The sequence below is a fragment of the Chamaesiphon minutus PCC 6605 genome (assembly GCF_000317145.1).
Classification (GTDB): Bacteria; Cyanobacteriota; Cyanobacteriia; order Cyanobacteriales; family Chamaesiphonaceae; genus Chamaesiphon; species Chamaesiphon minutus.
Genome location: NC_019697.1, coordinates 4754474 through 4776755, shown reverse-complemented (window position 1 = coordinate 4776755; position 22282 = coordinate 4754474). Strand labels below are relative to the sequence as shown.

24 protein-coding genes are annotated in these 22282 nt (G+C 46.3%); 17 read left to right on the top strand and 7 right to left on the bottom strand.

Annotation, left to right across the window (positions count from 1 at the left end; translation table 11 throughout):
- Nucleotides 1–30 precede the first annotated feature (30 nt).
- From bioF to CHA6605_RS21710, 4 genes are all read left to right on the top strand, one after another.
- On the top strand, nt 31–1215 hold the full coding sequence (gene bioF / locus CHA6605_RS21725) for an 8-amino-7-oxononanoate synthase (RefSeq protein ID WP_015161530.1): 1185 nt from the start codon (nt 31–33) through the stop codon (nt 1213–1215).
- 224 nt (nt 1216–1439) lie between these two features.
- On the top strand, nt 1440–3221 hold the full coding sequence (locus CHA6605_RS21720) for a chromosome segregation ATPase (RefSeq protein ID WP_157260069.1): 1782 nt from the start codon (nt 1440–1442) through the stop codon (nt 3219–3221).
- A gap of 159 nt (nt 3222–3380) precedes the next feature.
- Nucleotides 3381–4154 carry a hydroxyacylglutathione hydrolase gene (gene gloB, locus CHA6605_RS21715; protein ID WP_041548380.1) on the top strand — a complete coding sequence of 258 codons (774 nt, stop codon included), beginning with the start codon at nt 3381–3383 and terminating at the stop codon, nt 4152–4154.
- A gap of 105 nt (nt 4155–4259) precedes the next feature.
- Nucleotides 4260–4736, top strand: a complete 477-nt coding sequence (locus CHA6605_RS21710) for a hypothetical protein (protein ID WP_015161527.1) — start codon at nt 4260–4262, stop codon at nt 4734–4736.
- A gap of 138 nt (nt 4737–4874) precedes the next feature.
- On the opposite strand, the gene queF is transcribed toward CHA6605_RS21710, so the two are convergent.
- Both queF and CHA6605_RS21700 read right to left on the bottom strand, forming a co-directional pair.
- Complete coding sequence (gene queF / locus CHA6605_RS21705) at nt 4875–5282, bottom strand: preQ(1) synthase (protein WP_015161526.1); 408 nt, start codon at nt 5280–5282, stop codon at nt 4875–4877.
- A gap of 326 nt (nt 5283–5608) precedes the next feature.
- Nucleotides 5609–5998 carry an OmpH family outer membrane protein gene (locus CHA6605_RS21700; RefSeq protein WP_015161525.1) on the bottom strand — a complete coding sequence of 130 codons (390 nt, stop codon included), beginning with the start codon at nt 5996–5998 and terminating at the stop codon, nt 5609–5611.
- Nucleotides 5999–6177: 179 nt separating this feature from the next.
- On the opposite strand from CHA6605_RS21700, the gene CHA6605_RS21695 reads away from it, so the two are divergent.
- Nucleotides 6178–6723 carry a S1 family peptidase gene (locus tag CHA6605_RS21695; protein WP_015161524.1) on the top strand — a complete coding sequence of 182 codons (546 nt, stop codon included), beginning with the start codon at nt 6178–6180 and terminating at the stop codon, nt 6721–6723.
- On the opposite strand, the gene CHA6605_RS21690 is transcribed toward CHA6605_RS21695, so the two are convergent.
- Complete coding sequence (locus CHA6605_RS21690; protein WP_015158689.1) at nt 6720–8123, bottom strand: transposase; 1404 nt, start codon at nt 8121–8123, stop codon at nt 6720–6722. The genes CHA6605_RS21695 and CHA6605_RS21690 overlap by 4 nt on opposite strands.
- Before the next feature lie 90 nt (nt 8124–8213).
- On the opposite strand from CHA6605_RS21690, the gene CHA6605_RS21685 reads away from it, so the two are divergent.
- From CHA6605_RS21685 to cydB, 10 genes are all read left to right on the top strand, one after another.
- A complete protein-coding gene (locus tag CHA6605_RS21685) occupies nt 8214–8471 on the top strand; it encodes a hypothetical protein (RefSeq protein ID WP_041548379.1) in 258 nt (85 codons plus the stop codon).
- Between the two features lie 8 nt (nt 8472–8479).
- Nucleotides 8480–8719, top strand: coding sequence for a hypothetical protein (locus CHA6605_RS21680; protein ID WP_015161523.1), 240 nt, complete (start codon nt 8480–8482; stop codon nt 8717–8719).
- Nucleotides 8720–8730: 11 nt separating this feature from the next.
- Complete coding sequence (locus tag CHA6605_RS21675) at nt 8731–9225, top strand: helix-turn-helix domain-containing protein (RefSeq protein ID WP_015158520.1); 495 nt, start codon at nt 8731–8733, stop codon at nt 9223–9225.
- 8 nt (nt 9226–9233) lie between these two features.
- Nucleotides 9234–9800, top strand: coding sequence for an IS630 family transposase (locus CHA6605_RS21670; RefSeq protein ID WP_015158521.1), 567 nt, complete (start codon nt 9234–9236; stop codon nt 9798–9800).
- A 125-nt stretch (nt 9801–9925) separates the two neighbouring features.
- Entirely contained in the window at nt 9926–10288 is a 363-nt protein-coding gene (locus CHA6605_RS21665; protein ID WP_198288383.1) for a hypothetical protein, read from the top strand.
- A complete protein-coding gene (locus CHA6605_RS21660; protein WP_015161521.1) occupies nt 10258–10749 on the top strand; it encodes a hypothetical protein in 492 nt (163 codons plus the stop codon). The genes CHA6605_RS21665 and CHA6605_RS21660 overlap by 31 nt, the downstream gene beginning before the upstream one ends.
- A 52-nt stretch (nt 10750–10801) precedes the next feature.
- A complete protein-coding gene (locus CHA6605_RS21655) occupies nt 10802–10975 on the top strand; it encodes a hypothetical protein (protein ID WP_157260068.1) in 174 nt (57 codons plus the stop codon).
- Between the two features lie 7 nt (nt 10976–10982).
- Nucleotides 10983–11105 (top strand): hypothetical protein, encoded by a 123-nt coding sequence (locus tag CHA6605_RS36305; protein ID WP_269744520.1) that lies wholly within the window; start codon nt 10983–10985, stop codon nt 11103–11105.
- A 296-nt stretch (nt 11106–11401) separates the two neighbouring features.
- Nucleotides 11402–12844 carry a cytochrome ubiquinol oxidase subunit I gene (locus tag CHA6605_RS21650; protein WP_015161519.1) on the top strand — a complete coding sequence of 481 codons (1443 nt, stop codon included), beginning with the start codon at nt 11402–11404 and terminating at the stop codon, nt 12842–12844.
- 171 nt (nt 12845–13015) lie between these two features.
- Nucleotides 13016–14029 (top strand): cytochrome d ubiquinol oxidase subunit II, encoded by a 1014-nt coding sequence (cydB, locus tag CHA6605_RS21645; RefSeq protein WP_015161518.1) that lies wholly within the window; start codon nt 13016–13018, stop codon nt 14027–14029.
- 64 nt (nt 14030–14093) lie between these two features.
- Here the strand turns inward: cydB and CHA6605_RS21640 are convergent, their stop codons facing one another.
- Both CHA6605_RS21640 and tsaB read right to left on the bottom strand, forming a co-directional pair.
- Complete coding sequence (locus CHA6605_RS21640; protein ID WP_015161517.1) at nt 14094–14750, bottom strand: phosphatase PAP2 family protein; 657 nt, start codon at nt 14748–14750, stop codon at nt 14094–14096.
- Between the two features lie 119 nt (nt 14751–14869).
- Nucleotides 14870–15508: a tRNA (adenosine(37)-N6)-threonylcarbamoyltransferase complex dimerization subunit type 1 TsaB gene (gene tsaB, locus CHA6605_RS21635; protein WP_015161516.1), complete on the bottom strand. Its 639-nt coding sequence runs from the start codon at nt 15506–15508 to the stop codon at nt 14870–14872.
- Nucleotides 15509–15688: 180 nt separating this feature from the next.
- On the opposite strand from tsaB, the gene CHA6605_RS21630 reads away from it, so the two are divergent.
- A complete protein-coding gene (locus CHA6605_RS21630; protein ID WP_015161515.1) occupies nt 15689–17638 on the top strand; it encodes a tetratricopeptide repeat protein in 1950 nt (649 codons plus the stop codon).
- A gap of 178 nt (nt 17639–17816) precedes the next feature.
- Here the strand turns inward: CHA6605_RS21630 and CHA6605_RS21625 are convergent, their stop codons facing one another.
- Nucleotides 17817–19220 (bottom strand): ferredoxin:protochlorophyllide reductase (ATP-dependent) subunit N, encoded by a 1404-nt coding sequence (locus CHA6605_RS21625; RefSeq protein ID WP_015161514.1) that lies wholly within the window; start codon nt 19218–19220, stop codon nt 17817–17819.
- Between the two features lie 320 nt (nt 19221–19540).
- The gene (gene bchL / locus CHA6605_RS21620) at nt 19541–20407 is read right to left on the bottom strand and encodes a ferredoxin:protochlorophyllide reductase (ATP-dependent) iron-sulfur ATP-binding protein (protein ID WP_015161513.1); all 867 of its coding nucleotides are present in this window, start codon (nt 20405–20407) and stop codon (nt 19541–19543) included.
- Nucleotides 20408–20989: 582 nt separating this feature from the next.
- Here bchL and CHA6605_RS31945 point away from each other — a divergent pair.
- A complete protein-coding gene (locus tag CHA6605_RS31945) occupies nt 20990–21622 on the top strand; it encodes a dUTPase (protein ID WP_015161511.1) in 633 nt (210 codons plus the stop codon).
- Nucleotides 21623–22282 lie beyond the last annotated feature (660 nt).

Below are 22282 nucleotides of genomic sequence, written 5' to 3'. Positions count from 1 at the left end.
TCATATACTAATCGATCGAGAGTTCTAATTTTGAATCAATTAAATCCTTATGCTTGGATCGATCGATCGTTAGAAACGATTCAACAGGCGAATTGGTATCGCTCTGTGCGATCGATCGATAGTTTACCTGGAACTGAGGTGACGATCGACGGACGCGTCTTACTCAATTTTGGCAGCAATGATTATTTGGGTTTAGCTGGCGACGAGCGCACGATCCGCGCGGCGATGGCGGCGACGCAACAATTTGGAACGGGAGCCACTGGTTCGCGATTGACGAGCGGACACAAGCATCTCCACCAAGATTTAGAGCTAGCGATCGCTAGGTTAAAGGGCACTGAAGCTGCCTTAGTATTTAGTTCTGGATATTTAGCTAATTTGGGGACGATCGCGGCTCTAGTGGGCAAAAAAGACCTGATCTTGAGCGATCGACTCAATCATTCTAGTCTCAAAAATGGCTCGCTCCTGAGCGGTGCGATGACGATCGACTACCAGCACTGCGATCTAGATTCGCTGCGCCACCAGTTACAGTTGCATCGTGCTAACTACCGTCGCTGCCTGATTGTCACCGATACCGTGTTCAGCATGGATGGCGACCTGTGTCCGCTGCCAGAGCTGACGGACTTGGCTACCGAATATGGGGCGATGGTTTTGGTAGACGAAGCTCATGCTACGGGAGTTTTTGGGGCGACTGGTGCGGGTGTCGTCGAGCATTATGAGCTGGGCGATCGATCTCTAATCGAAATGGGTACATTGAGTAAATCGTTGGGGAGTTTGGGTGGCTATGTGGCTGCCAGTACCCAGACGATCGAGTTTCTCAAAAACCGCTGTGCGAGCTGGATCTACACTACGGGACTCTCTCCCGCCGACACGGCTGCGGCATTAGCCGCGATCGAAATCGTTACGACTGGGTCCCAACTCCGTCACCAATTATGGCAAAATGTGACATATTTGAACAAACTATTGACAAAGTTGCCCCAAGTCAGGCTCATCCCCTCGGCCTCGCCGATTATTTGTATCGAGCTACCAGATTCCCACACCGCGATCGTTATCGGCGACAAACTCCGCCAAGCCGGAATCTTTGCCCCAGCCATTCGACCGCCGACTGTACCGACAAGTCGGATTAGACTATCGCTGATGGCAACTCATCAACATTCACAACTGGAGCGATTAGTTAAGGCGATCGAGCGGATCTTCAGCGAAACCGAAGTGAGTTAAAATGTTGGTGCAATAATTTGATGTATCGAACGCTCGATCGGGTTATAACTGCCCCATTTAGATCGGGCAATTACTTACTCTTTACCCTTTAATTTTAAGTTTTGGCCAAACCAAACTCCCGCTTTGATTTTGAACAAGCAAACCAAGCCACTAAACAATTAGTGAACCAGATGCCCGGTTGGTTGCGACTATCGTTTATCCGAAGTTGGGTGTTCTGGGCGATTATGACCCTCGGCATTTCGGGTGGCTTAGTCTATTTGGCATTAGGCTTATTGCTAAATCCCAAAGCAGTACCTAACTGTCCCGAAATATTCGTGCCGATGTCTTCAGCATCTTTGCGCGTTTATTGCGGACAATTAGCCGCTAGCAAACAAACATTAACCGATTTGGTGTCGGCTCTAAATCTAGTTAAAGATATCCCCGCCAACGATCCGACTCGCGGTTATGTCGATAGCAATGTCCAACGTTGGTCTTTGTCAATTCTGCGGTTGGCCGAAGCAACCTATCAAGAGGGTAATTATGATGAAGCTGTAAATGCTGCCAAAACAGTCCCTCAAAATGTCCCCGCATATAAAGTTGTTTCTAAACGACTGAAACAATGGCAAGAAACCTGGACTAAAGGCGTCGCACTCGATAAAGAAACTAGAGCATTATTAAATAGCTCAAAATGGGTAAATGCCTACTCAGTAGCCATCAAATTAACTCGTTTAAATAATCGCTACTGGGCGACAACTAAATATCAAGAATTAGCCGACTTAGTGCAAATTGCTAAAGCCGACAGTGCCAAGTTGGACGAAGCTCGTCAATTAGTCAAGACTCAGGATGTCAAAACCCTACTCAAAGCGATCGAAATCGCCAAGAAAGTCGATCCCAAAAGTTTCGCCCAGACAGAAGCCAAAACTTTAATTAGCACAGCAGCCAGCCAAATGCTCAAGCTAGCTAGAGCCAAACTCGATAACAACGACTGGCAAGGCGCACTCGAAATCGCCAATCAAACACCTGAAGTTTCCCCCATTAAAACCGAACTTCAGGATCTCATCAATCTATCGCAAGCTCTTTCTCATGCCACAAATACCAGCATCGCCGAACTAGAAACAGCGATTTCGCTAGTCCAAGGCATTGGGGCGAACAGTTCGATGTACCAGCGAGCGCAGCAATCGCTGGTTGCTTGGCAACTCGAAATTCAGGATCTCGCCGCCCTCCAGCACGCTCGCAACCTAGCCACGACTGGTACTGTCAAAGATCTTCAAACGGCAATTACTCAAGTGCAGCGGATTCCAGCGAGCAATCCGCGCGGCAAAGAAGCCGCTCAAGTCGTTAGTGAGTGGCGCAAACAAATTGAGACAGTCGAAGATACACCTTACATGACTGCGGCAGATAAACTTGCTGCCAATGGCACGGCGGTGGGAGTCCAAAATGCGATCGCCCAACTCAACCAAATTCGCCCCGGACGCGCCCTCTACCCTCAAGCCCAGCAAAAAGTTCAACAATGGACAGCCGAGCTACAACGCGCCGAAGATGGCCCGATCCTCACTCAAGCCGAAAGTTTGGCAACTAGCGGCGATCTGAGTGCTGCTGTCGCCATGGCACAAAGAGTCCGCAGGGGCAGAGCCATGTACGCTCAAACTCAAGAACGCGTAAACGATTGGCAAGCCCAACTCCAAGCCGCCAACAATTTAGCTTCAGCGCAAAGATTGGCTGGTAACGGTACGCCCGAAGCCTTGCTGGGTGCCATTCAAGCTGCGGCGAGAGTACCTAAGAGTTCGCAATTGCGCTCCCAAGCCCGACTCTTGATGGATAACTGGGGTGCTCAAATGTTAGAAGTAGCCCAAAGTACCGCCAGTAGCGACCTCCGCCGCGCGATCGCGATCGCCAAAGTCATTCCTGAGAGCACATCTGCCTACGGTTCGGCTCAAAGCTACGTCCAACAATGGGAGCAGCAACTCAATCCTCAACCGACTCCCACTCAGAGTGAGACAGATAGCGATAGTATCTTGGGGAATTAGACAGGGAATAGGGGATAGTAAATAGTCAAGAGGCTGTAGGGGCTGCCCCTTGTGGATACCCTAGGTTATGAGGGTAATTCAGATCTACGCGTTATTAAAAGATCTGAGTCTACAGATTTTGTTAAGTTAAGAACATCAGCTAACAAAAATCTCGATACTATGGACATCATTCGCATTCCCGTTCTATCAGACAACTATATCTTTCTGATGCTCGATCGAAATCGCCAGATTGCCGCAGTTGTCGATCCGGCAGAAGCAGCACCAGTACTTGCCGAAGTCGCCCATCATCAAGTGCAGCTCGTCGCCATCTTTAACACTCACCATCATGGCGATCATGTCGGTGGCAATAAAGACTTAATCGCTGCATTTCCCGACGTTCGCGTTTATGGCGGTGCCGAAGATCGGGGACGCATCCCCGGACAACAAGTATACCTAGCCGATGGCGATCGCGTGGAATTCGGAGATCGAGCGGGTGAAGTTTTCTTTATCCCCGGACATACTCGCGCCCACATTGCTTATTATTTCCCACCTGTAGACAGCGACGAAGCAGGCGAACTTTTCTGTGGCGATACGATTTTTGCTGGGGGGTGCGGACGCTTATTTGAAGGTACTCCCGCACAAATGGTGAGTTCCATCTCCAAACTGCGCCAGTTGCCCGACAATACCCGAATCTGGTGCGCTCATGAGTATACCTTAAGCAATCTGAAATTTGCCGTAACCGTCGATCCTGACAATCAAGAACTCCAACAGCGATTGGTAGATGTCACCACCGCACGTCAAAAATTAATTCCCACCGTCCCCACTTATATCGGTGTTGAGAAACGCACCAATCCCTTCCTCCGCTGGGATACAACCGCCCTCCAAGCCAGTGTCGCCAGTCGCGATCCGATCGAGACTTTCGCCCGAATTCGCGGTCGTAAAGACCAATTTTAGGTCGATCGCGATTGGAGTTTTCAAGCTCGGATATTTATCTGGCGATCGTCGTTAACAGCTTGACTAAATAAGCTAAGATGTGTTGTGTGATGAGAGGTAGGGTAAATGAAATCTTTTAAAGTACAACAGGTGGCAACCCTTGCCACAGCGATCGCGGCTAGTTTTTTGACAGTGAGTTGTACCAGTAGCAAGATAACTCAATGTGCGAACACCATTGAGGTAGTCAATCAGACAGTGGTCAGTACCAAAGCAATTAGCAATTCTGGCACCAAGGGCGATATTCAAACGATCGAAAAACTAGTCGAAATATTTGATAAAGCAGCCAATGATCTCGAAGCAGTAAATGTTAGTGACGAAAAACTTAATACATACAAAAATCAGTTTTTGGCCATGTATAAAGGGACGACTGATGTTACCAAACAACTGATTGTCAGTATTAAAGAAAGAAAATCAACTAAGGTTAATGAAGGGCTGAAAAAGTATGCCAGCAGTGTTAGTCCCGAACTAGATTTAGTCACGGGATTGAATCAATATTGTCAGGAACCAGATAAAAAATCGGTTTCATTGGTTAGTATCGATTAGTAACGATAAGTAGACAAATTTTCAGCAGTAGCAATAATTTATAACTACCTAAAAAAGATGGTGGGCAATGCTCACCATCTTTTTTAAAGAAATTAAATAATATCTAAAGCTGCTAACGCCAATCCTAGTATCTAGTCCTTATTTCTCATGCTTGACTTCGACAATCATATGAACGTTACCGCGTGGCGAAAAATCAGCTCTAACCGTAATCTGGTGCGGGTCAGCTATGCTGACAAAATCATCTAATATTTGATTTGCAGCCTCTTCATGAGAAATATATCGATCGCGGTAGCTGTTGATATATAGTTTCAATGCCTTGAGTTCGACGACTTTTTGGTCTGGAACGTAAATAATCCCGATCGTCGCAAAATCGGGGTAACCAGAAAAGGGACATTTACAAGTAAACTCTGGCAAGCTGATATCGACGTTGTAACGTCTACCCATCCGGGGATTGGGAAACGTAATCAGTTCGCCATTAATAATTTCGCGTTCCCCATATTTCATTTCGCTGGGGGTCGTAGCTGCTTCTGGATGAGCCTGAGTCATGTAATTGAGTGAATGGTTATTGATAAAGGCTAAGGATATAAATTGCGATCGAACAATTCGGCAATCGCTATTTTTTGTCGCTCTCGATATTTAGGGTCGAGGCAATTCATCAACTGCCCCCACCATAAATATCAGTATGAGAGAAAATTGTTGAAGCTAGATTAAGTTACAAAGATGTTAGCTACACAGATCTAATCTGGCTGAGACAACCCAACTAGTAGTCTACGACGTAAATCTATTTACTGTTTTGGCGGGGAGTTGAGAGTTGGAAGTTGGGAGTTAGGAGAGTTGGCAAGAAATAGTAGCTTCATTTCTACCGTCTCGGACTAGTTGAGATCGTTCTCACCTTCCCAATCGGCGCAGGTATCGCTACCGCAACCGTAAGGATAAATCCCGCAAACTAACATATTGCCACCATAGACAGTCCCATTATAGTTGATACAGCCCACGCAAGCGGGATGTGTTGCCGGATCTGCCACGGGCTTGGTAGAGATGGGGATATCCCAGATCGTGGCACTAGGTTCTTCAAAGTCTAATTCGATCTCTTGCCAAAATTCTGTCAGCACTTCTTTCAGTTCGTCCCATTGGAGAGTAAGGATTTCCTGAGCTTCTGTGGTAACTTCTTCAACAAATTCCGTGAGTTCGCGACCAAATTCATCAAACAACGCGGTTAAATCTTTGAACGCGGCGGCGATTTCGTTTTGCCATTCTTCCATAGCGAACACCTAGTGATTGTTGCTCGATCTAAATGTAGATTGTACTGCGCTCCAGGGCAATGAGCGAGCAAGTCTCGACATTTAGATACAATTGATACCTAAGCTCAATTCTAGCATTCCCCACGACCGTGATAATTTTGCGATGAGAGCGAGATTTTCTGTATTTGGTGCCAAATGCCATGAAACTAATTATTTTGTCAGCCGTAGCCACCCTAGGTGTCTGGATTGCCCAGCCCGTTCGGGCGGCAACTACTCGCGAAGTTTATAATATTGCTAAGTCAGTGACGGCGAGAATCGATGTGAGCCAAAATGGACGATCGATCGGTCGTGGTTCGGGATTTTTGCTCAAAAAGCGGGGCAGCATCTACTCCCTCATTACCAACAAACACGTCACCAGATGTCCAGAAAATAGCTGTACTTACACTATTACCACAGCCGATGGCCGCCGCTATCTAGCCACGGACAAGCAGGTTATTACCTCCCCAAATTTAGATCTCGCCGCGATCGAATTTATCAGTTCTAACAACTATCCACTGGCTCGATTGGGCGACTGCACCGCAGTCAAACCAGGCGATATCATTTACACGTCAGGTTTTGCCGCCGAAGCTGCTGGGTTTACTTTTGCTGGTGGCGAGGTGCTAATTAATGCTCAAAGACGTCTTTCGGGAGATCGGGGCGGCTATAGCCTTGTGTATAATGCTTACACTCGATGTTCAAGTTTTTAAGCTACAGCTCGACGATTGAGGGAGGGAGTGGGTTCTAAGCGACCTAAATCTCTACCACTCATATGTTTACCAGACGATCTCAAAAGGAAAAACTCCTGAACTGATTGACTTAATTGATTCAACTGCTCAACCGGATTAGGTGCTTGTAGCAACTGCTCAAAATATAACAACAAAGCTTCCATCTGAAGATTGCGGAGTAGACTGCCCACAGTATATGCGGGCAGCTTGCTGTCAACGCGGGCTATTTGTCTCGGGTGAAGCAAGAGGCATAAGTCAAGCAACAGACTCAGGGTCAGGCCACGGCTTGTCCCTTCTTTACCTGTTTGCTTGGCCAACTGCGCCCAACCTTCATAAGACTTCCAGTCCTCGATGAAAACCTCTACTAACCATCTCAGTGTATACGCTTGGATGATATCTATGGTGCGCCAAGTCAGATCCGTAGCAACTAAATATCGATAATCTTGCTCACCCGGATACTTCAGCGCAATCACAAATCGCTTTTTTCCGTGAGCACAAACTTCCACTCTGATACTTCCAACATTGGCTGTAATGGCAGGTTGACCTCGAATACTCAACTCTTGAGGAACTCCCGGATAACTTGAAAAATAGTGCTTTAGGCTTTGTTTTCGGCCTCGAAAACGAATATTTTGGTTATAACGCAATTGGCTAATGACTTGGACTCCACCAAATAAGCCTGATGCTGCATCCATGAATTTTGCCTGACCATATAGTGCATCAGCAACGACGGCTTTGATCTTGATTTGACTGTGGTGCTTCCGAAACTGCTCCATTAATCGCAACACTAATTCTGGTTTAGTTGGGTAGTCTGGATTATGGGGTGGAGCCTCTGGGCGGTTTTTTTTCGCGATACCTTTCTTTCTCAGACGTTGATCTTCTCTTGTCCATGCTTGTTGTTGAGGGTCAGGTTGATAGACCTCAAATCCAACTGGCAAGCTCACTTTGTCAGTAACTAGTATTAATAACACTATGTTTTGACCATTTATATATCCCCCGCTACCTTTGTCTCTGATTTTATGGGTTTTGAATAACCTTGGTGTCTTCTTACTGCGCTGATGATCTGAGTCGTCAGTCACCAAAGTACCTCCAGAAATACCATACTGCTTGAGCACTATTGCTATACTAACTTGAAGCATCATCTCCCATGGCAGTTTGGATTTGCGAAACATCCATGATAAGGCTCCCAGGCTGTATTTCCCCAGGCTCACCCGTTCAAATCTTGCCCAGCATACGCTGTTCGTCAGTATTATGCCCATCAGACAGAATCCGATCCATCCACGCTGAATTCTGCTCAAGCCCCCATCTGGATTGTAACTTTTCAGTCCCTTGTTCAATTCGTTGATAAAGTCTTCGATGAAGGGCAAAGGCTTATTGAGTAGCATGTCTTTACCTTTCTATACCGATCCTTCATCCCATATCATACACTTCAGCAGTTTTCAAAAACTTGAACATCGAGTTACACTAACAAAGGCATGAGTGGTAGTGCAGTATTCGATCGACAGGGACGAGTAGTCGCCATTCACGGTCATGGAGATCGCATTACTGTAGGTACTTTTTGGCACGATCCGAGCGATCGCACTACTCGATCGACCCCATCTAAGAGCGACAACTATGGTAACAAGATGGGGTTTAATCGCGGTGTATCCACGCAATGGTTATTAACATCCAATTTGATAGGACAAGTTGGGAAAATCAGTATCACCCCCCGCAAAGTGCCGATGACTTTTTGATTTTGGGGATGAATAAATTTATCGCCCCGGATACCGATAATATCAAACAAGATAAGCAACAGGCTTTGGCATATATAAATCAGAGCATTCAACTCCAGCCTAACTATGCGATGTCTCATTTTTTAAAATTTTCAGTTAACCTGCAATTAGGGAATAGAGCTGCTACCAGCAGCGATATGATCAAAAATTATCATACCAATTTAAATTTAAGGGATGACAGATCGGCTAAAATGAGAAATGGAGGATAAGAGAGATAGAGATGGCAGGAAAAACCTCAATTACGATCGCACAGAGCTTAGAAGAAATAACCGCAAGATTACATCAAGCCAGCCAGCCGATAGTCAAGGAAAGGCTCCAGGTACTCTACTGGCTCAAACAAGAGAAGGCACCCAGCATCAGCAAGATTGCTAAAGCAATTGGGAGACATCGAGGGACATTACAAGAATGGTTAAGAATCTATCGCACCGGAGGATTGGCAGCATTAGAAAGTGTCAAAAGTAGCCCAGGCGGGGGCAATCGGGTAATTCCGACCTGGGCAGAAGAGTCGTTGTCAAAACGATTACAAGATCCAGAAAATGGATTTGATAGCTATGGAGCAGTCCAGGAATGGTTGTCCGAAACGTTAGGCGTCGAAGCAGAGTATCATGCGGTTTATCAAATGACCCGCTATCGGCTCAAAGCCAAGCTGAAAGTAGCACGACCACAACATTACAAGCAAGATCGGGACAGCCGTTTGGCTTTTAAAAAAACTTAGCTTCGGACTTGGAACTGTTAAGTTTATTCGATCGCCAGAATGAGCGACCTTTAAGGTATTTTGTTCAAGATGAAAGTCGGTTTGGACTCAAAACGTTAATTGGTAGATTGCTGACGGCTTGCGGCATTAAACCGATTGGAGAATGGCAATGGCTATTTAAGGCATTTTGGCTATATGGGGCGGTTGAACCAGCCACAGGAGAGTCTTTTTTTCTGCAATTCTCTCATGTCGATACCGAGTGCTTTCAACGGTTTTTGGATGAATTTGCCAAGATTTATCCAGATAGTCTCAATGTTATTCAAGTTGACAATGGTCGTTTTCATACCAGCAAGAAATTGGTGATACCAGAAAATATTATCCTGATATTTCAACCACCTTATTGCCCAGAACTAAATCCAATTGAGCACTTGTGGCAATATCTCAAAGCTGATCTACGATGGGCTTCAGTCAAAACTCTGGAAGAACTTCAAATCAAGGTAGGGCAACTTTTGGCAGAACTAACTCCTGAAATCATTGCGAGTATTACCGGATATCCATTCATTTTAGATGCACTATCTGTCGTCAACACCATTTAAATTGGTATCAGTTAGCTTCAGCAGTGTTTATACCATCGCCATACATTAGCAAGCCGATCCCAGTCGATCGATTAGATCGATGGCTAGAAGACAATCAGAACTTTACCCTAGCGAACAAACTCGGGGTGGAAGCTACAACAGAATTACAGCGGTTTCAAACAAATGTACGGCGACAACGCCAACAGCCACAGCTAGGTGCAACATATCAAAGTTCGCTCCAAAAACTCGATCGGGCGATTCAGCTCTATCCCAAAGATTTACCAGATTATTATGTCAAGCTGAATCTAGCTAATCTCTACGTTCTGCGCGGCGAACTCCAGAAGCGCGACCCGAGTAAGGCGGCTGCTAGCATTGCCGATTTTAAAAGAGCTGGCGAAATTTATCCCGTTGCCGAGTATTCTTATGCGTATTACCAGCGCAGGTATTGGCGTGCGGCGGGGGCGATCGATCGGGAGCGATGGCCGATTACCGTCAAGCTGCCATATTAGCCAAAAAAGAGGGCAGCCCGACTGCCCTGCAAATGGCTAATGCCATGCTCGATCCTAGCAGTAGCAATCGTCAGGGTGGTGTGAGATCGGATGGATTCATACGCGATAGCACTAGCCCAAATAGACGTAGTAGTATCTCTGCTAGAAGACTCCTGCAAACACTTAATGCCGATCGAGCAGAATTTTATGCCCGCATGGCTAAGGAGGTCTTGATAATCCCCATGCTTGCTCTGTCGCACCGCAAGCGGTTCGATTCGTTAAAGCAGGGGATTCTTGCACAGTTCACAATTGAACTCACAAAGGCGTTATCAATGCGCCGCTACCCACTCGGATCGAACGCGAAGCGCGCCACCAAGGCGGTCGCTCAATCCTTGCGTATACTTCTTAAATGTGTATGTTTTCTAAGTCCATCACTCTGCCAAATCGGTACGCTCAACATCCTGCCATTATTTGCCCTTTAACTATTCCGATTCTAGTCGGATCTTTCCGTTGCCTGGATTTCTCAGTACTAGGATGTTTCAACGCGTAGATGGTTGTTTCTACTCACAAGCCAATTTTACCATTAGTGAAGCGCATACTGCGGCTAAAGCCGTGGCATCGCTTCAAGGCGGTCAGATGACCGCGACAGGCTCGACCCCACGCATGAATGCGGAGGCTTGCGCCCCGCCCATCGGTCAAAAAAAATAACGATCGGATGTTGGCAATTTTATACCTTCAACAAGCTGCCAAACTCTACAAACAAGATGGCAATATGACTAAATATCAACAGACCATCGATACGATCCGGAGATACACAAATAATGAGCAGAGCCGCTAAAACGCGTGCGATCGATTTACAGATATCGCGCAGAGTTCAACCCAGATAGCGAAACTCAACACCATCAATAAACCGTCGGGAAACCCTACGTTGGCGTAGCCGCTCCCATCGGAGAAACGCGCATCCGCTATCTAACCTACAATTTATCCAATTCCCTCGATAGTCAGGCGGCTGCTACGGTTGACGAATTGACATAGATGTGCGTACTAAATTGGATCGATCGAGCTTTTCACTACATAAAGTGTCTATCATTAAACTAGGTCAAATGAAAATTCAAACCAAATAGCAGGTCAGACATGGATATTTTTTCAAATACCGTTGCCCTCTCGCGAATGCAGTTTGCTTTTACAGCCATTTTTCATATGCTGTGGCCTGTGTTGACCACAGGGATGTCCATCTATCTAGTTATCATCGAAGGACTGTGGCTGAAGACCCGCGACCCGGATTATTACCTTCACATCCGCTTCTGGTCGAAGCTGTATATCTTGAACTTTGGGATTGGCGTTGCCACTGGGTTACCGTTAGAGTTTCAGTTCGGTACCAATTGGGGGCCTCTGTCCGAAGCTGTCGGGGATTTCTTTGGTAGCGTGTTGGGGTTTGAAGCTTCGATGGCCTTTATGCTCGAAGCTGGTTTTTTAGGGATTATGATTTTTGGTTGGGGACGAGTTGCACCGCCAATTCACTACTTAGCGACCATCATGGTTGCTTTTGGTGCCAACCTGTCGATCTTTTGGATTCTTTCTGCGAACTCTTGGCTCCAAACTCCTGCTGGTGGCGCAATGGTGAATGGAAAGTTTATCGTGAGCGATTATTTTCAGGCGATTTTGAATCCATTTATGGTCAAAAGTGTCGCTCACATGTTCTTGGCGACGCTAGAAACGTCGCTATTTATGATTGGCGGTATTAGTGCTTGGTATATCCTCAAAGATCGCCATACCGCCTTTTTTAGTCGTTCTCTCAAAATTATCCTTGCAACCACAATTGCGGTTGCGCCGATTCAAATCTATGCCGGACACCTCAGTGCCGAGCAAGTGGCTTATTATCAGCCGACAAAGCTCGCGGCGATGGAATCTAAGTGGGAGAGCAGTCCGGCGGGTCAACCAGCGGACTGGAGCTTGCTAGCAATCCCCGATGAAGCAAATAACCGCAACTCGTGGGAACTGACAATTCCTAATGCTTTGGGTTATATTTTAGAGTTTCGCAAAAATCTATCGGTACCCGTACCGGGACTGAATGAGTGGAAACGTGAAGATCGCCCCAAAATGGTCGGATTGATTTATTATTCCTTCCGAGTGATGATCGCCATCGGCTTCTTTTTAGCAGCAGTAATGTTGTGGAATGTGGTTGAGTGGTATCGGGGCAACCTCGCACCCGACAAAATTGGCGCGCAAAAGTGGTTGATGCGCCTGTGGATGTTTGCGGCACCTTTAGGCTATATCGCGATCGAAGCTGGTTGGGTGGTGCGCTGCGTAGGACGCCAACCGTGGGTACTTTACGATCGCATTCGCACGGCAGATGGGGTCTCCAATGTCCCGCCGAATAATGTTTTGACTTCCCTAATTTTCTTTATGGTTGTCTACTCGCTCTTATTCGTGACGACACTCTACTTTGGCAGTCGGATTATTGGTGAAGGGCCAAAACTGGATTTACCAGTACCAGGTGCAGACGGTCAATTTGTCATTAATACCGAACCCGCCGAATCCGTCCCGGATCGCCGACCAGTAGAAGCGCAACAATAACTAGGGAATAGGGAATGTGTTAGATGTCAATAACTTCAGCGGTTTTTAACCGCTGCTCGGAGTGCAAGGTCCGCCGACGCAGACTAACAGATTAGTCCGCCTACGCTGACCTTGCAACATTAGCGGCAATTTCAATCGCTAGCTTTTACCAAAGGTCTTGTAGGAGTTTTCATGGACGCATTATTACATTTTCTGCCGCAAGTTTGGTTTGTGATTTTGGGCTTGTTTTTGTTCTTATATGTGATGTTAGACGGGTTCGATTTGGGTGTAGGCATCCTCTCGCTCACTAGCTCCGATGAAGAACGGCGCGGCCTATTGATGACTAGTTTGGGAAATATTTGGGATGCCAATGAAACCTGGTTAGTCGTGATGGCTGGTGCCTTATTTGGGGCATTTCCACTAGCATACAATACAATTCTTACGGCCTTATATATCCCCATCTTCATGATGATTTTTGGGCTAGTTTTTCGGGCAGTAGCATTTGAGTTTCGCGAACATTCTAATAATAAATTGTTCTGGAATTATGCCTTCGGCCTGGGTAGTTTTTTAGCTGCTTTAGGTCAAGGATTCGCACTCGGTAGTACGCTCGAAGGAATTACGGTCGATGCTGCGGGTCATTTTGCTGGTTCGACTTGGGATTGGTTAGATTGGCGATCGATTCTCGTGGCTTTGACTCTGATTCAAGGTTATGTCTTAATCGGCTCTACCTATCTGATCTTGAAAACTGAAGGGGAATTGCAAAAAACTCACTACAAAACCGCCAAACTCGCGACCATCACTACATTTATCGGTGCAGTTTTAATTACGATTGTGACGCCAGTCTTTTATGAAACAACGCGGGTGCGATTATTTTCAGCACCGACGATCTACGTATTTGCAGCGATTCCACTCCTAGGAGTGTTATTAGTTTACCTGTTGATTAGAAGTATCGATAAGCAAGAAGAAAAAACTCCTTTTATCTGGACAATTTTGCTTTTCTTCCTCAGCTTTGTCGGGTTAGGGCTAATTATATTTCCCTATGTGATTCCAACACAAGTTACGATTTACCAGGCTGCGGCTTCGCCAAGTGCGTTGGTATTCATGCTGACTTTTATTGGGGTACTAATTCCGATTATGATCTTCTACAACATCTACAATTATGTGGTGTTTCGGGGTAAAGTCGTTACTGGGGTCGAGTATAAGTAGGCAATGAAGGTCTAAAATCCTCGGTAAGGGTAGTTCATGAATTGCCCCTACCGAGGATTTTAGCTTATCTCCTAAATCGAAAATCCAACCTCAAACAAGTAGCCAGCCACAAAAATCCGATGCCATAACCAGCAATAATATCCGTCGGATAATGCACCCCTAAATACAAGCGACTAAAGCCGATCGAGACAATTACCATACTCGCGATCGCGTAAATATATATCTGATACTTCAACCATTGTTTAGCTAATATATAAGCAAGAAAACCATACACCACCATCGAACCTGTGGCATGACCGCTAGGAAAAGAATACGTCATATCTGTTATCAACCTCTGCCATAATTCGGGACGCGGTTTGGCAAAAAATAACTTCATTTCCTGGTTGATAATCACACCACCCACGCAAACGATCGCAAATTTAATTACATCAGAATATCGCTGCTTGAATATCAGCCATGCAATCGTCAAAACAAAAATTGCCACTACAGTGGGTGGATCGCCCAAAGCCGTAAAAAATAACATCAGCCGATCGAGTTGAGGATTGGCAAATTGATGAAGCCATAATAAGAAAGATCGATCGAAGCTAAAAGCTTCTTTTTCCCATACCTCACTACATAGCCAAGCAACGATCGCTAAGATCGATAAATAGATAACCAACCATAAGCCATGCTGCTGCAAGCTATCGATTAACTTTTGACGATTAGTGCGAAAATAATGCATAAGCTGCGGAACATTTAAATCACATAATAGTAGTCTACGGCGTAAGTAAGGTTACTATTTTGCGGGGAGCGGGGAGAAGACCTAAGTACATTCAATGATTGACAGCTTAGGTAAGTCGTTTACTGATAATCCGTCGGTATCCCCCTAATTACTGGATGCTGACCGTAAAAAGGTAACGCTTGTGCCCATTGAGGACGTTCTTGACGATCGTAAGCCATCCGCGCTAGCGCAATCACCCCCCGTACCGTATCCGCTAAATTGGCCGATTGTGGGACGATCTCGTGATGCACTGGTGGCACTTCGGCTAGTTGGCTATCCCAGTCAGCTAATGAAAATACTTTATCGGCAACAATAGTTGTCAGATTTTGCCGATCTGCACTACGACGATAAATAGCCCCAAATACCTCACCCCGTTGTGCGGGCATCGAAATCGCTAATACGCCAACTTGTGGTAGTTGCCAAGCGATCGCCGTTAAACTAGAAATAGTAAATACAGGCAAATCTAACTGTTGTCCTAACGTCCGTGCTGTAACTACCCCTAGCCTCGTCCCCGTAAATCCCCCAGGGCCGCTAGCTGTAGCGATCCATTCCAAGTCTTGCCATGTTTGGGGAGACAGAAAATCGCGCAGATAAGGGTGGAGATAATTAGAAGTTTCTCGTCCTAAATCCCAGGTTTGACAGCGGACATCATCTGCACTACTACTAATTGCCAAACCTAATGCTGGACTGCTCGTGTGCAGTGCCAAACCATATTTCATAAGTTCGTAGGGTGGGCAATGCCCACCATCTATATTTAACTATTATCTATTTGTTTGCGGAGTCTAACGAAGATAATCGCTAATTATACCGACTTACCGATCGTCTCTTGTTTTCCCATCATAATTGGGAAAGAGATAGGATAACAAAAAACACATTTGCAAGAGATCGGATATACAACTATGACTTCTGCTGATGCTGGATCGAATATTAACAGCGACGATCGATCGCAGAGCCTGCGCGACAAATATCTTCAGACGATCGAGGATATTGTCGATCGAATTCTCATGGGTAAGCAGATTATCTCGAAGGAATATATCTATCAAATTTTGGTCGAGCGGATCGAGCTGGGGACGAGTGAAATCTTTGAAGGCTGCCTGAGTGAGACGGTGCAAGGCATCGAACGATCGATCGCCAGCCAACCCGATGAAGTCAAGCAAGCGAAATTAAAACACCGCCTTAATGCGCTGGCGTGGATTCAGACGGCTCTGGGCAACCTCCAAGACGAACGCCAAGCCGTAGCCGCAGTCAATACGACGATCGATCGGATCGTCACCGCCGCTCCTACCGAACGGCTAAATCTCTTGCTGCAAGCACTCGATCCCAACCTCGAACGCAAGTTGGAGCGCGCCCAGATCCAACTAATCATTACTCGGCTTCAGTCCGTCGCTAGCGTCAATCTCGAACCTGCTGACTTCGAGCAGTTGCGCCAATTAGCCTTGGGACTCGATCGCGGCTTAAAGCTGCTGCCAGCTTTAGAACCGCATTTGGTAAGCTGGATCTACGAAAGCGGCCAACAAATCGGCTTTGGTGGCGTCACCGAAAACGGCCCCTGGTCGCTGTGGTCGAAACAAGTCTCCCAACCGCTAATTCAATCATTATTTAAAACAATCGGCCTTCAACGGTCGATTTCCGACCTCATAGCCGATCGCGCAAGCGCGCCGCTGGGCGGCGATCGAGCGACTGGGGATGAAGGCGAATGGACGGAGCTGGCGATCGTCTTACAAAGCATTCAGACTGCGCTGGTAACTTGGTTCGACGGACAGATGTACGATCGCGAGTGGGGACAGCGGATGGCATTTAGTACGCTAATTACGTTTGCCGCCATTTGGTGCGAGCTGGCAAATGGCATCGGTAGAGCTACAGGCATCAATAGCAGTCATCGGGACGCGATCGCCAAAGCTTGTTTTCAAGTCACGCTGCAAGTCTTACGCACCGCCGCTCAACGCCCGAATTTCCCCTTATATGGTGGCATTTTTGCGGCATTTTCTGGCGAAACGCTCCGCGATACACTCTCTTACTTCGATCTGCCGCTCAAACAGGTAGCAGGTACTCAAGAAAAAGGCCGACTCCTAACGATTTTAGGTTATTCTCAGCAAGCTCTAGGCCAAATCGATCGTGCCATTGCCCTCCATCGCGAAGCCCTAGAAATCGCCAACCAAGCTGGAGATCGTCCCTGCGAAATTGCCAATCTCAACCACCTCAGCCGGATTTCGATCGGGCAAAAAGATTATGCCCAGGCAATTAGTTACAGTCAACGCGCCCTAATTTTAGCCAGACAAACAGGCGACAAATTAGGCGAAGCCAATGCCCTGACGAATGTCGGCTACTCAGAAGTCCGCGCCGCCCACGCGATCGATCGGATGGATGAAGAAATCTACGAGCAGCAAATCGGCTATCTCGATCGTGGTTTGAAACTCGCCGAAACTCTAGCCGACAAACAAAGTCTCGCCCTGTGCTATCACAGCCTCGGACTTGCCTATCTCACCATCCAACAGCCCGAAAAAGCGATCGAATATCTCCAACAAGGCACCAAAGCCGCCCAAGCCGTCGGCGATTTATATCTCCAAGGACTCAATCTCACCTATCTCGCCGAAGCCAACCACAGCCTCCAAAAAAACGGTACCGCCGTCTTTTATAGCTGTCTGGCAATGTACCAACTCCATCAAATCGGCGCGAAAGAATGGCGACAAAGTGCGAGTTTAGCCATTGTCTTGCAAGGACAACTCGGTCGCGAAGAATTCGATCGATTCCTCACTAAGTATCGCCCGAATTTACTACCCGCGATCGGCGTCGATGGCTTCGATTACTTACCGATGTTACTCACCAAGTATTTGGATGGCGGCGATTGAGCAACTGTCTGGCTCAATACTCGATCGATTCGTGACAGTGCGATTGAATCGATCGAGCATTGAGTAAATTATGTGTGCAATCTACTAAGATGACTACCTTCATTAATATCCATAAATTTAAATTAATAAAAAACCGAGTCTAGCTTATTTGCTAACTCGGTTAAATTTATTCAGTAATTTAGACTATCGCTTCATCTCTGACTAACTTCTCCCAACCGAGATCCTTGAGATTTTCATTTCGACGCAGGGGCCGAGTTACTAATTCTAAGATATCGCGAGAATTAGTGAAACCGTGCATTTGCGCAAACGTAAACTCTACAGACCATTTAGTCGTAATTCCCCGTGCCTCCAGCGGATTGGCATGAGCCATTCCAGTAATTACCAAATCGGGTTTCTGGGCGTAAATCCGTTGCAACTGATTATAGTTGTCGGGTTTTTCCATAATCGTCGGCATCGGCGAATTCATTTCCCGACAGGTTTTTTCTAGTAAGGCAAGTTCCGCTGCTTGATAGCGTTTATCCATGTAGGGAATGCCGATTTCTTGGACTGTCATGCCACAACGAATCAAGAACCGCGCCATCGAGACTTCCAGGAGATTGTCGCCCATGAAGAAGACGGATTTGCCCCGAATCAGTTTGACGTATTCTTCCACGCCTTCCCAGATTTGAGCTTCGCGCTCGTCCAATCCTTGGGGTTCGATATTAAATACCGAACAGATTTTCTCAATCCAGGCGCGGGTGCCGTCAGGGCCAATCGGGAATGGTGCGCCAATGAGTTTACACTTGCGACGACGCATTAATGTGGTGGCAGTGCGACTGAGGAAGGGATTCACCCCCGCAACGTAGTAGCCTTCTTCTAGTACGGGTAATTCGGTAAAGCGTTTGGCGGGGAGCCAACCGGAGACTTTAATGCCTTGTTTTTTCAGTTCTAATGTCAGGTTGGTAACGACAGGGTCGGGTAAAGAACCGAATAATACTAGTGGTGGATGATCTTTATATTCGGAGTCGGAAACGGTGACATCTTCTTTCTTGCGTCCGAAATTCATCAGTTTGGAGATGGCGTTCCGCTCGTCTTTCTCTTCCTGAGCGACAGGAGCTTTTTCGGGACACCGCGCTGCCATTGCTGCGAGAACAGTATCTTCACCTTGGGTAAAAGCATAGTCTAAACCATTCGCGCGAGCCGTAACGATCGGAATCCCTAGTTCGGCTTCTAGACGTGGAGCCAATCCTTCCAAGTCCATTTTAATGATTTCGGTGGTACAGGTACCAATCCAAACAATTACGCTGGGGTTGCGGTCTTTTTTAATCTGTTCGCACAACCGACGGAGTTCTTCATAATCATTCAACTGGGCGGAGATATCGCCTTCTTCCAATTCTGCCATCGCATAGCGCGGCTCGGCAAAGATCATTACGCCCATGGCGTTTTGGAGGAAGTAACCGCAGGTTTTGGTACCGATGACAAGGAAGAAGCTATCTTCGATCTTTTGGTACAACCACGCTACACAACTAATCGGACAGAAGGTGTGATAGTTACCAGTTTCGCACTCAAAATTTAACGCCTGTGGCTCTGCTGCAACAGTCATATTATGTTCTCCAGTTAATTGTATTTTTTATAATTGAATCGACACACTGACATTAACCTCGTAGGGGCAGGTTTATGCAACTAATTCAAACGTGCAATTAACCTCCGTACAAACCTGCCCAACCCCACCAGCAACCTAAATGCCATGAGAAATAGAAATGCGATCTGTAGGTTAATCGTGAGGAAGGCGGGTTTGTACGATAGTTATTGTTACAGCGTAATCGAGCGCATAAACCCGCCCCTACAGACCCTGGCGTGGGAAAATCCCCTCATTGGAGGGGTGCCGCAGGCGGGGTGGGTCAGATCTCCACCACCTACTCGTTAAACCATCATTAAATCCACTTTCTCGCTAGCGTCCTGAACCTTTGGCTCAACAGGATTGAGATAGAAATCAGACAACAGACTGAATAGATCCCGGTCGGGTGCATCCGTCGGTACCACGCCTTCAGGCAATGCCAGAATCTGATCCGCAATATTCAGATAGTAGTCGCAGACATATTCTAATGATTTATCGGTTTCTGCCATTTCAAACAAAGTCTTGCCTTTGACGCGGGAAACGCGAATATCTTCAATCAACGGCAACACTTCCAATACGGGCATTGGCACTGTTTCGATGTATTTATCGATCAAGTCGCGTTTGGATGTCCGATTGCCGATTAAACCAGCTAAACGGAGGGGATGCGTCCGTGCTTTTTCACGTACTGATGCGGCAATCCGATTGGCTGCGAATAAAGCATCGAAACCATTGTCAGTCACGATTAAACAGTAGTCGGCATAGTTTAGCGGTGCGGCAAAACCACCACAAACCACGTCGCCGAGTACGTCGAATAAAATAATGTCGTACTCGTCAAAAGCATTTAATTCTTTGAGCAGCTTAACTGTCTCACCTACGACGTAACCACCGCAACCAGCACCAGCAGGAGGGCCACCAGCTTCGACGCAATCGACGCCGCCATAACCTTTGTAGATGACATCTTCCGGCCAGACATCTTCGTAATGATAGTCTTTTTCTTGAAGTGTATCGATGATGGTGGGAATCAAGAACCCCGTCAGCGTGAAGGTGCTATCGTGCTTGGGGTCGCAACCGATTTGTAATACTTTTTTGCCGCGTTTTGCTAATGCGACGGAGATGTTGCAACTAGTTGTAGATTTGCCGATACCACCTTTTCCATATACTGCCAGTTTCACGATCTGCTAGTCTCCAATACTTTGTGGGTGTTATTAAACGAGAAGAACTATCTATAAAAATTTCTGCTACGTCTAGCATTATTCACTAACTTTCCAGGAAATGGGGGAAAATTTACAAATCGATCGGGAGTTTAAATTGCTTAATCTATTCGATAATCTACTTGGAACACCTCAGGCCGCACTCACTCAGCTTCAACCTTTCAAATTAGTTGCTAATAATTTTTGTGTTTGTTTTAATTTTAAATTAGAACAATAACAAAAAATACTCGATCGCAGTCACAGAGCAAGTAACGGTCGAAAAATCGCTAGAAAATATCCCCCATCGACGCTCTCAGTCGCTAGTAACGTTCGTAGGTGAATGGTTAGGGCGTGGGATTCGAGCGATCTAGAGACTAAAACAGTGCGATCGAGCCATAATTAGAGATCGAGAATGCCACTAAACGATCGATAAATCCTGGCATAATCTTTAGTTTGTAAAAATTAGTTAAGTTTATAAATATCGGGAGTTTTTGTAAAAATTAGTTAAGCGTTAGGTGTTGGCGGAGCCGCTCGGGGAGAATCGAGTAGGATAAAAATTGGTAAATGTTGAAGCCAAATCGAGGCGAACGTAAGATCGTGATTTCAGTCGAATATGTCTTAGCAGCTCCAGAATTTAGACCGCTCAGAGCCGTAGATAGAGCTGCTGCTCTGGATGTGAAGGCTTATTTACCAGTAGCACCTCCAGATGATTTTATGGAGTCTATTCGTGCCCAGCACGATCTTTTCTTAACTAAATACCCAGAAGGATCGTTATATATTAATGGCCAGAAAATTACGGATGATTTGACGATAGATTTATTGCAGCAATCCGAACCGCAACTGAGATTTTTCGTCCTCGCTCCAGGCACGCAGAAAATCGTCAATGCAGGCTTTAAGGTGGGTTTGAGTACAGATGACCCTAACAAGATTGCGACAATGCTGGTATGTCCTCGCAGTGGCTTGGCGTGCAAGAACTCGATTACGGTAATTAATGCGCCCGGAATTGTGGACGAGCACTATCCTGATTGGGTGGGAATTGGGTTAGTCAATCATGGTGGAGATTTACATCTCTTCAGTCATGGTGCCAGAATTGCGCAGGTGATGTATCTGGAGGTGTGTGTGGCGCAAGAGCGGGTAGTGGCGGAGTTAACGACCGTAGGCGAACGGAAGGGTGGATTCGGGCATACGGGAGTGTAAAGGTGCCATCGATATTTTGGAACGATCGAAACCGCGCTCGCCGATCGAGCGAGCTATTCTGGTAGTATGCTTATTTTGAAGTCAGGTTGAATTCATAAGTAGGCTTCGACTGTTAAGGTTGCCCAGCTCGGCCAGCTTAGAAATATTACAAACAAAAACGGCTGGCAACAATGTTACCAGCCTGCGAAAGCTTAAACCCCGATTTCCCTTAGTAATGGTGAATTTACAGTTAGGTCAGCACTACTAAAAAAGAATTATTAAAATTCGTGTTGCTCTACTTAAAAGACTTAAATTAGCGACTTGAATTTATATATCAAATATAACTCTCTAACTTCTGTTTGAACATCAGCCATTTGTATGGAACTTTTTTACTCGATCGTTCGTCTTAGCTTTGACTCAAACAGCTTATGGTAGACAGACTTTGGGTCAAAGTAACTATCGATAAGCTATGTAGGCGATCGATGACTCAAAGCGGCTGGTAGTCTGGAACTTGAAGCCTAGTAGCGAACTGGTTGGTACGTTAGCACGAGTAGTTATCTAAGAGATATGGCTTAGAAGTATCGCTATCTCCCAGCCATACTATGTCCGGTTTAAGCTGATTCTGGCTTGGGGACGGAAGCAGGGTGGGCGTTGCTGAATTGATGTATGATATAACGATCG

Bases quoted from the DNA above. Each gene is read 5' to 3' on its own strand.
- CHA6605_RS21720 (WP_157260069.1), top strand. From the start codon at position 1,440: ATGACCCTCGGCATTTCGGGTGGCTTAGTCTATTTGGCATTAGGCTTA.
- gloB (WP_041548380.1), top strand. From the start codon at position 3,381: ATGGACATCATTCGCATTCCCGTTCTATCAGACAACTATATCTTTCTG.
- CHA6605_RS21710 (WP_015161527.1), top strand. From the start codon at position 4,260: ATGAAATCTTTTAAAGTACAACAGGTGGCAACCCTTGCCACAGCGATC.
- queF (WP_015161526.1), bottom strand. From the start codon at position 5,282: ATGACTCAGGCTCATCCAGAAGCAGCTACGACCCCCAGCGAAATGAAA.
- CHA6605_RS21700 (WP_015161525.1), bottom strand. From the start codon at position 5,998: ATGGAAGAATGGCAAAACGAAATCGCCGCCGCGTTCAAAGATTTAACC.
- CHA6605_RS21695 (WP_015161524.1), top strand. From the start codon at position 6,178: ATGAAACTAATTATTTTGTCAGCCGTAGCCACCCTAGGTGTCTGGATT.
- CHA6605_RS21690 (WP_015158689.1), bottom strand. From the start codon at position 8,123: ATGCTACTCAATAAGCCTTTGCCCTTCATCGAAGACTTTATCAACGAA.
- CHA6605_RS21685 (WP_041548379.1), top strand. From the start codon at position 8,214: ATGAGTGGTAGTGCAGTATTCGATCGACAGGGACGAGTAGTCGCCATT.
- CHA6605_RS21680 (WP_015161523.1), top strand. From the start codon at position 8,480: ATGAATAAATTTATCGCCCCGGATACCGATAATATCAAACAAGATAAG.
- CHA6605_RS21675 (WP_015158520.1), top strand. From the start codon at position 8,731: ATGGCAGGAAAAACCTCAATTACGATCGCACAGAGCTTAGAAGAAATA.
- CHA6605_RS21660 (WP_015161521.1), top strand. From the start codon at position 10,258: ATGGCCGATTACCGTCAAGCTGCCATATTAGCCAAAAAAGAGGGCAGC.
- CHA6605_RS21655 (WP_157260068.1), top strand. From the start codon at position 10,802: ATGTTTCAACGCGTAGATGGTTGTTTCTACTCACAAGCCAATTTTACC.
- CHA6605_RS36305 (WP_269744520.1), top strand. From the start codon at position 10,983: ATGTTGGCAATTTTATACCTTCAACAAGCTGCCAAACTCTACAAACAA.
- CHA6605_RS21650 (WP_015161519.1), top strand. From the start codon at position 11,402: ATGGATATTTTTTCAAATACCGTTGCCCTCTCGCGAATGCAGTTTGCT.
- cydB (WP_015161518.1), top strand. From the start codon at position 13,016: ATGGACGCATTATTACATTTTCTGCCGCAAGTTTGGTTTGTGATTTTG.
- CHA6605_RS21640 (WP_015161517.1), bottom strand. From the start codon at position 14,750: ATGCATTATTTTCGCACTAATCGTCAAAAGTTAATCGATAGCTTGCAG.
- tsaB (WP_015161516.1), bottom strand. From the start codon at position 15,508: ATGAAATATGGTTTGGCACTGCACACGAGCAGTCCAGCATTAGGTTTG.
- CHA6605_RS21630 (WP_015161515.1), top strand. From the start codon at position 15,689: ATGACTTCTGCTGATGCTGGATCGAATATTAACAGCGACGATCGATCG.
- CHA6605_RS21625 (WP_015161514.1), bottom strand. From the start codon at position 19,220: ATGACTGTTGCAGCAGAGCCACAGGCGTTAAATTTTGAGTGCGAAACT.
- CHA6605_RS31945 (WP_015161511.1), top strand. From the start codon at position 20,990: ATGTTGAAGCCAAATCGAGGCGAACGTAAGATCGTGATTTCAGTCGAA.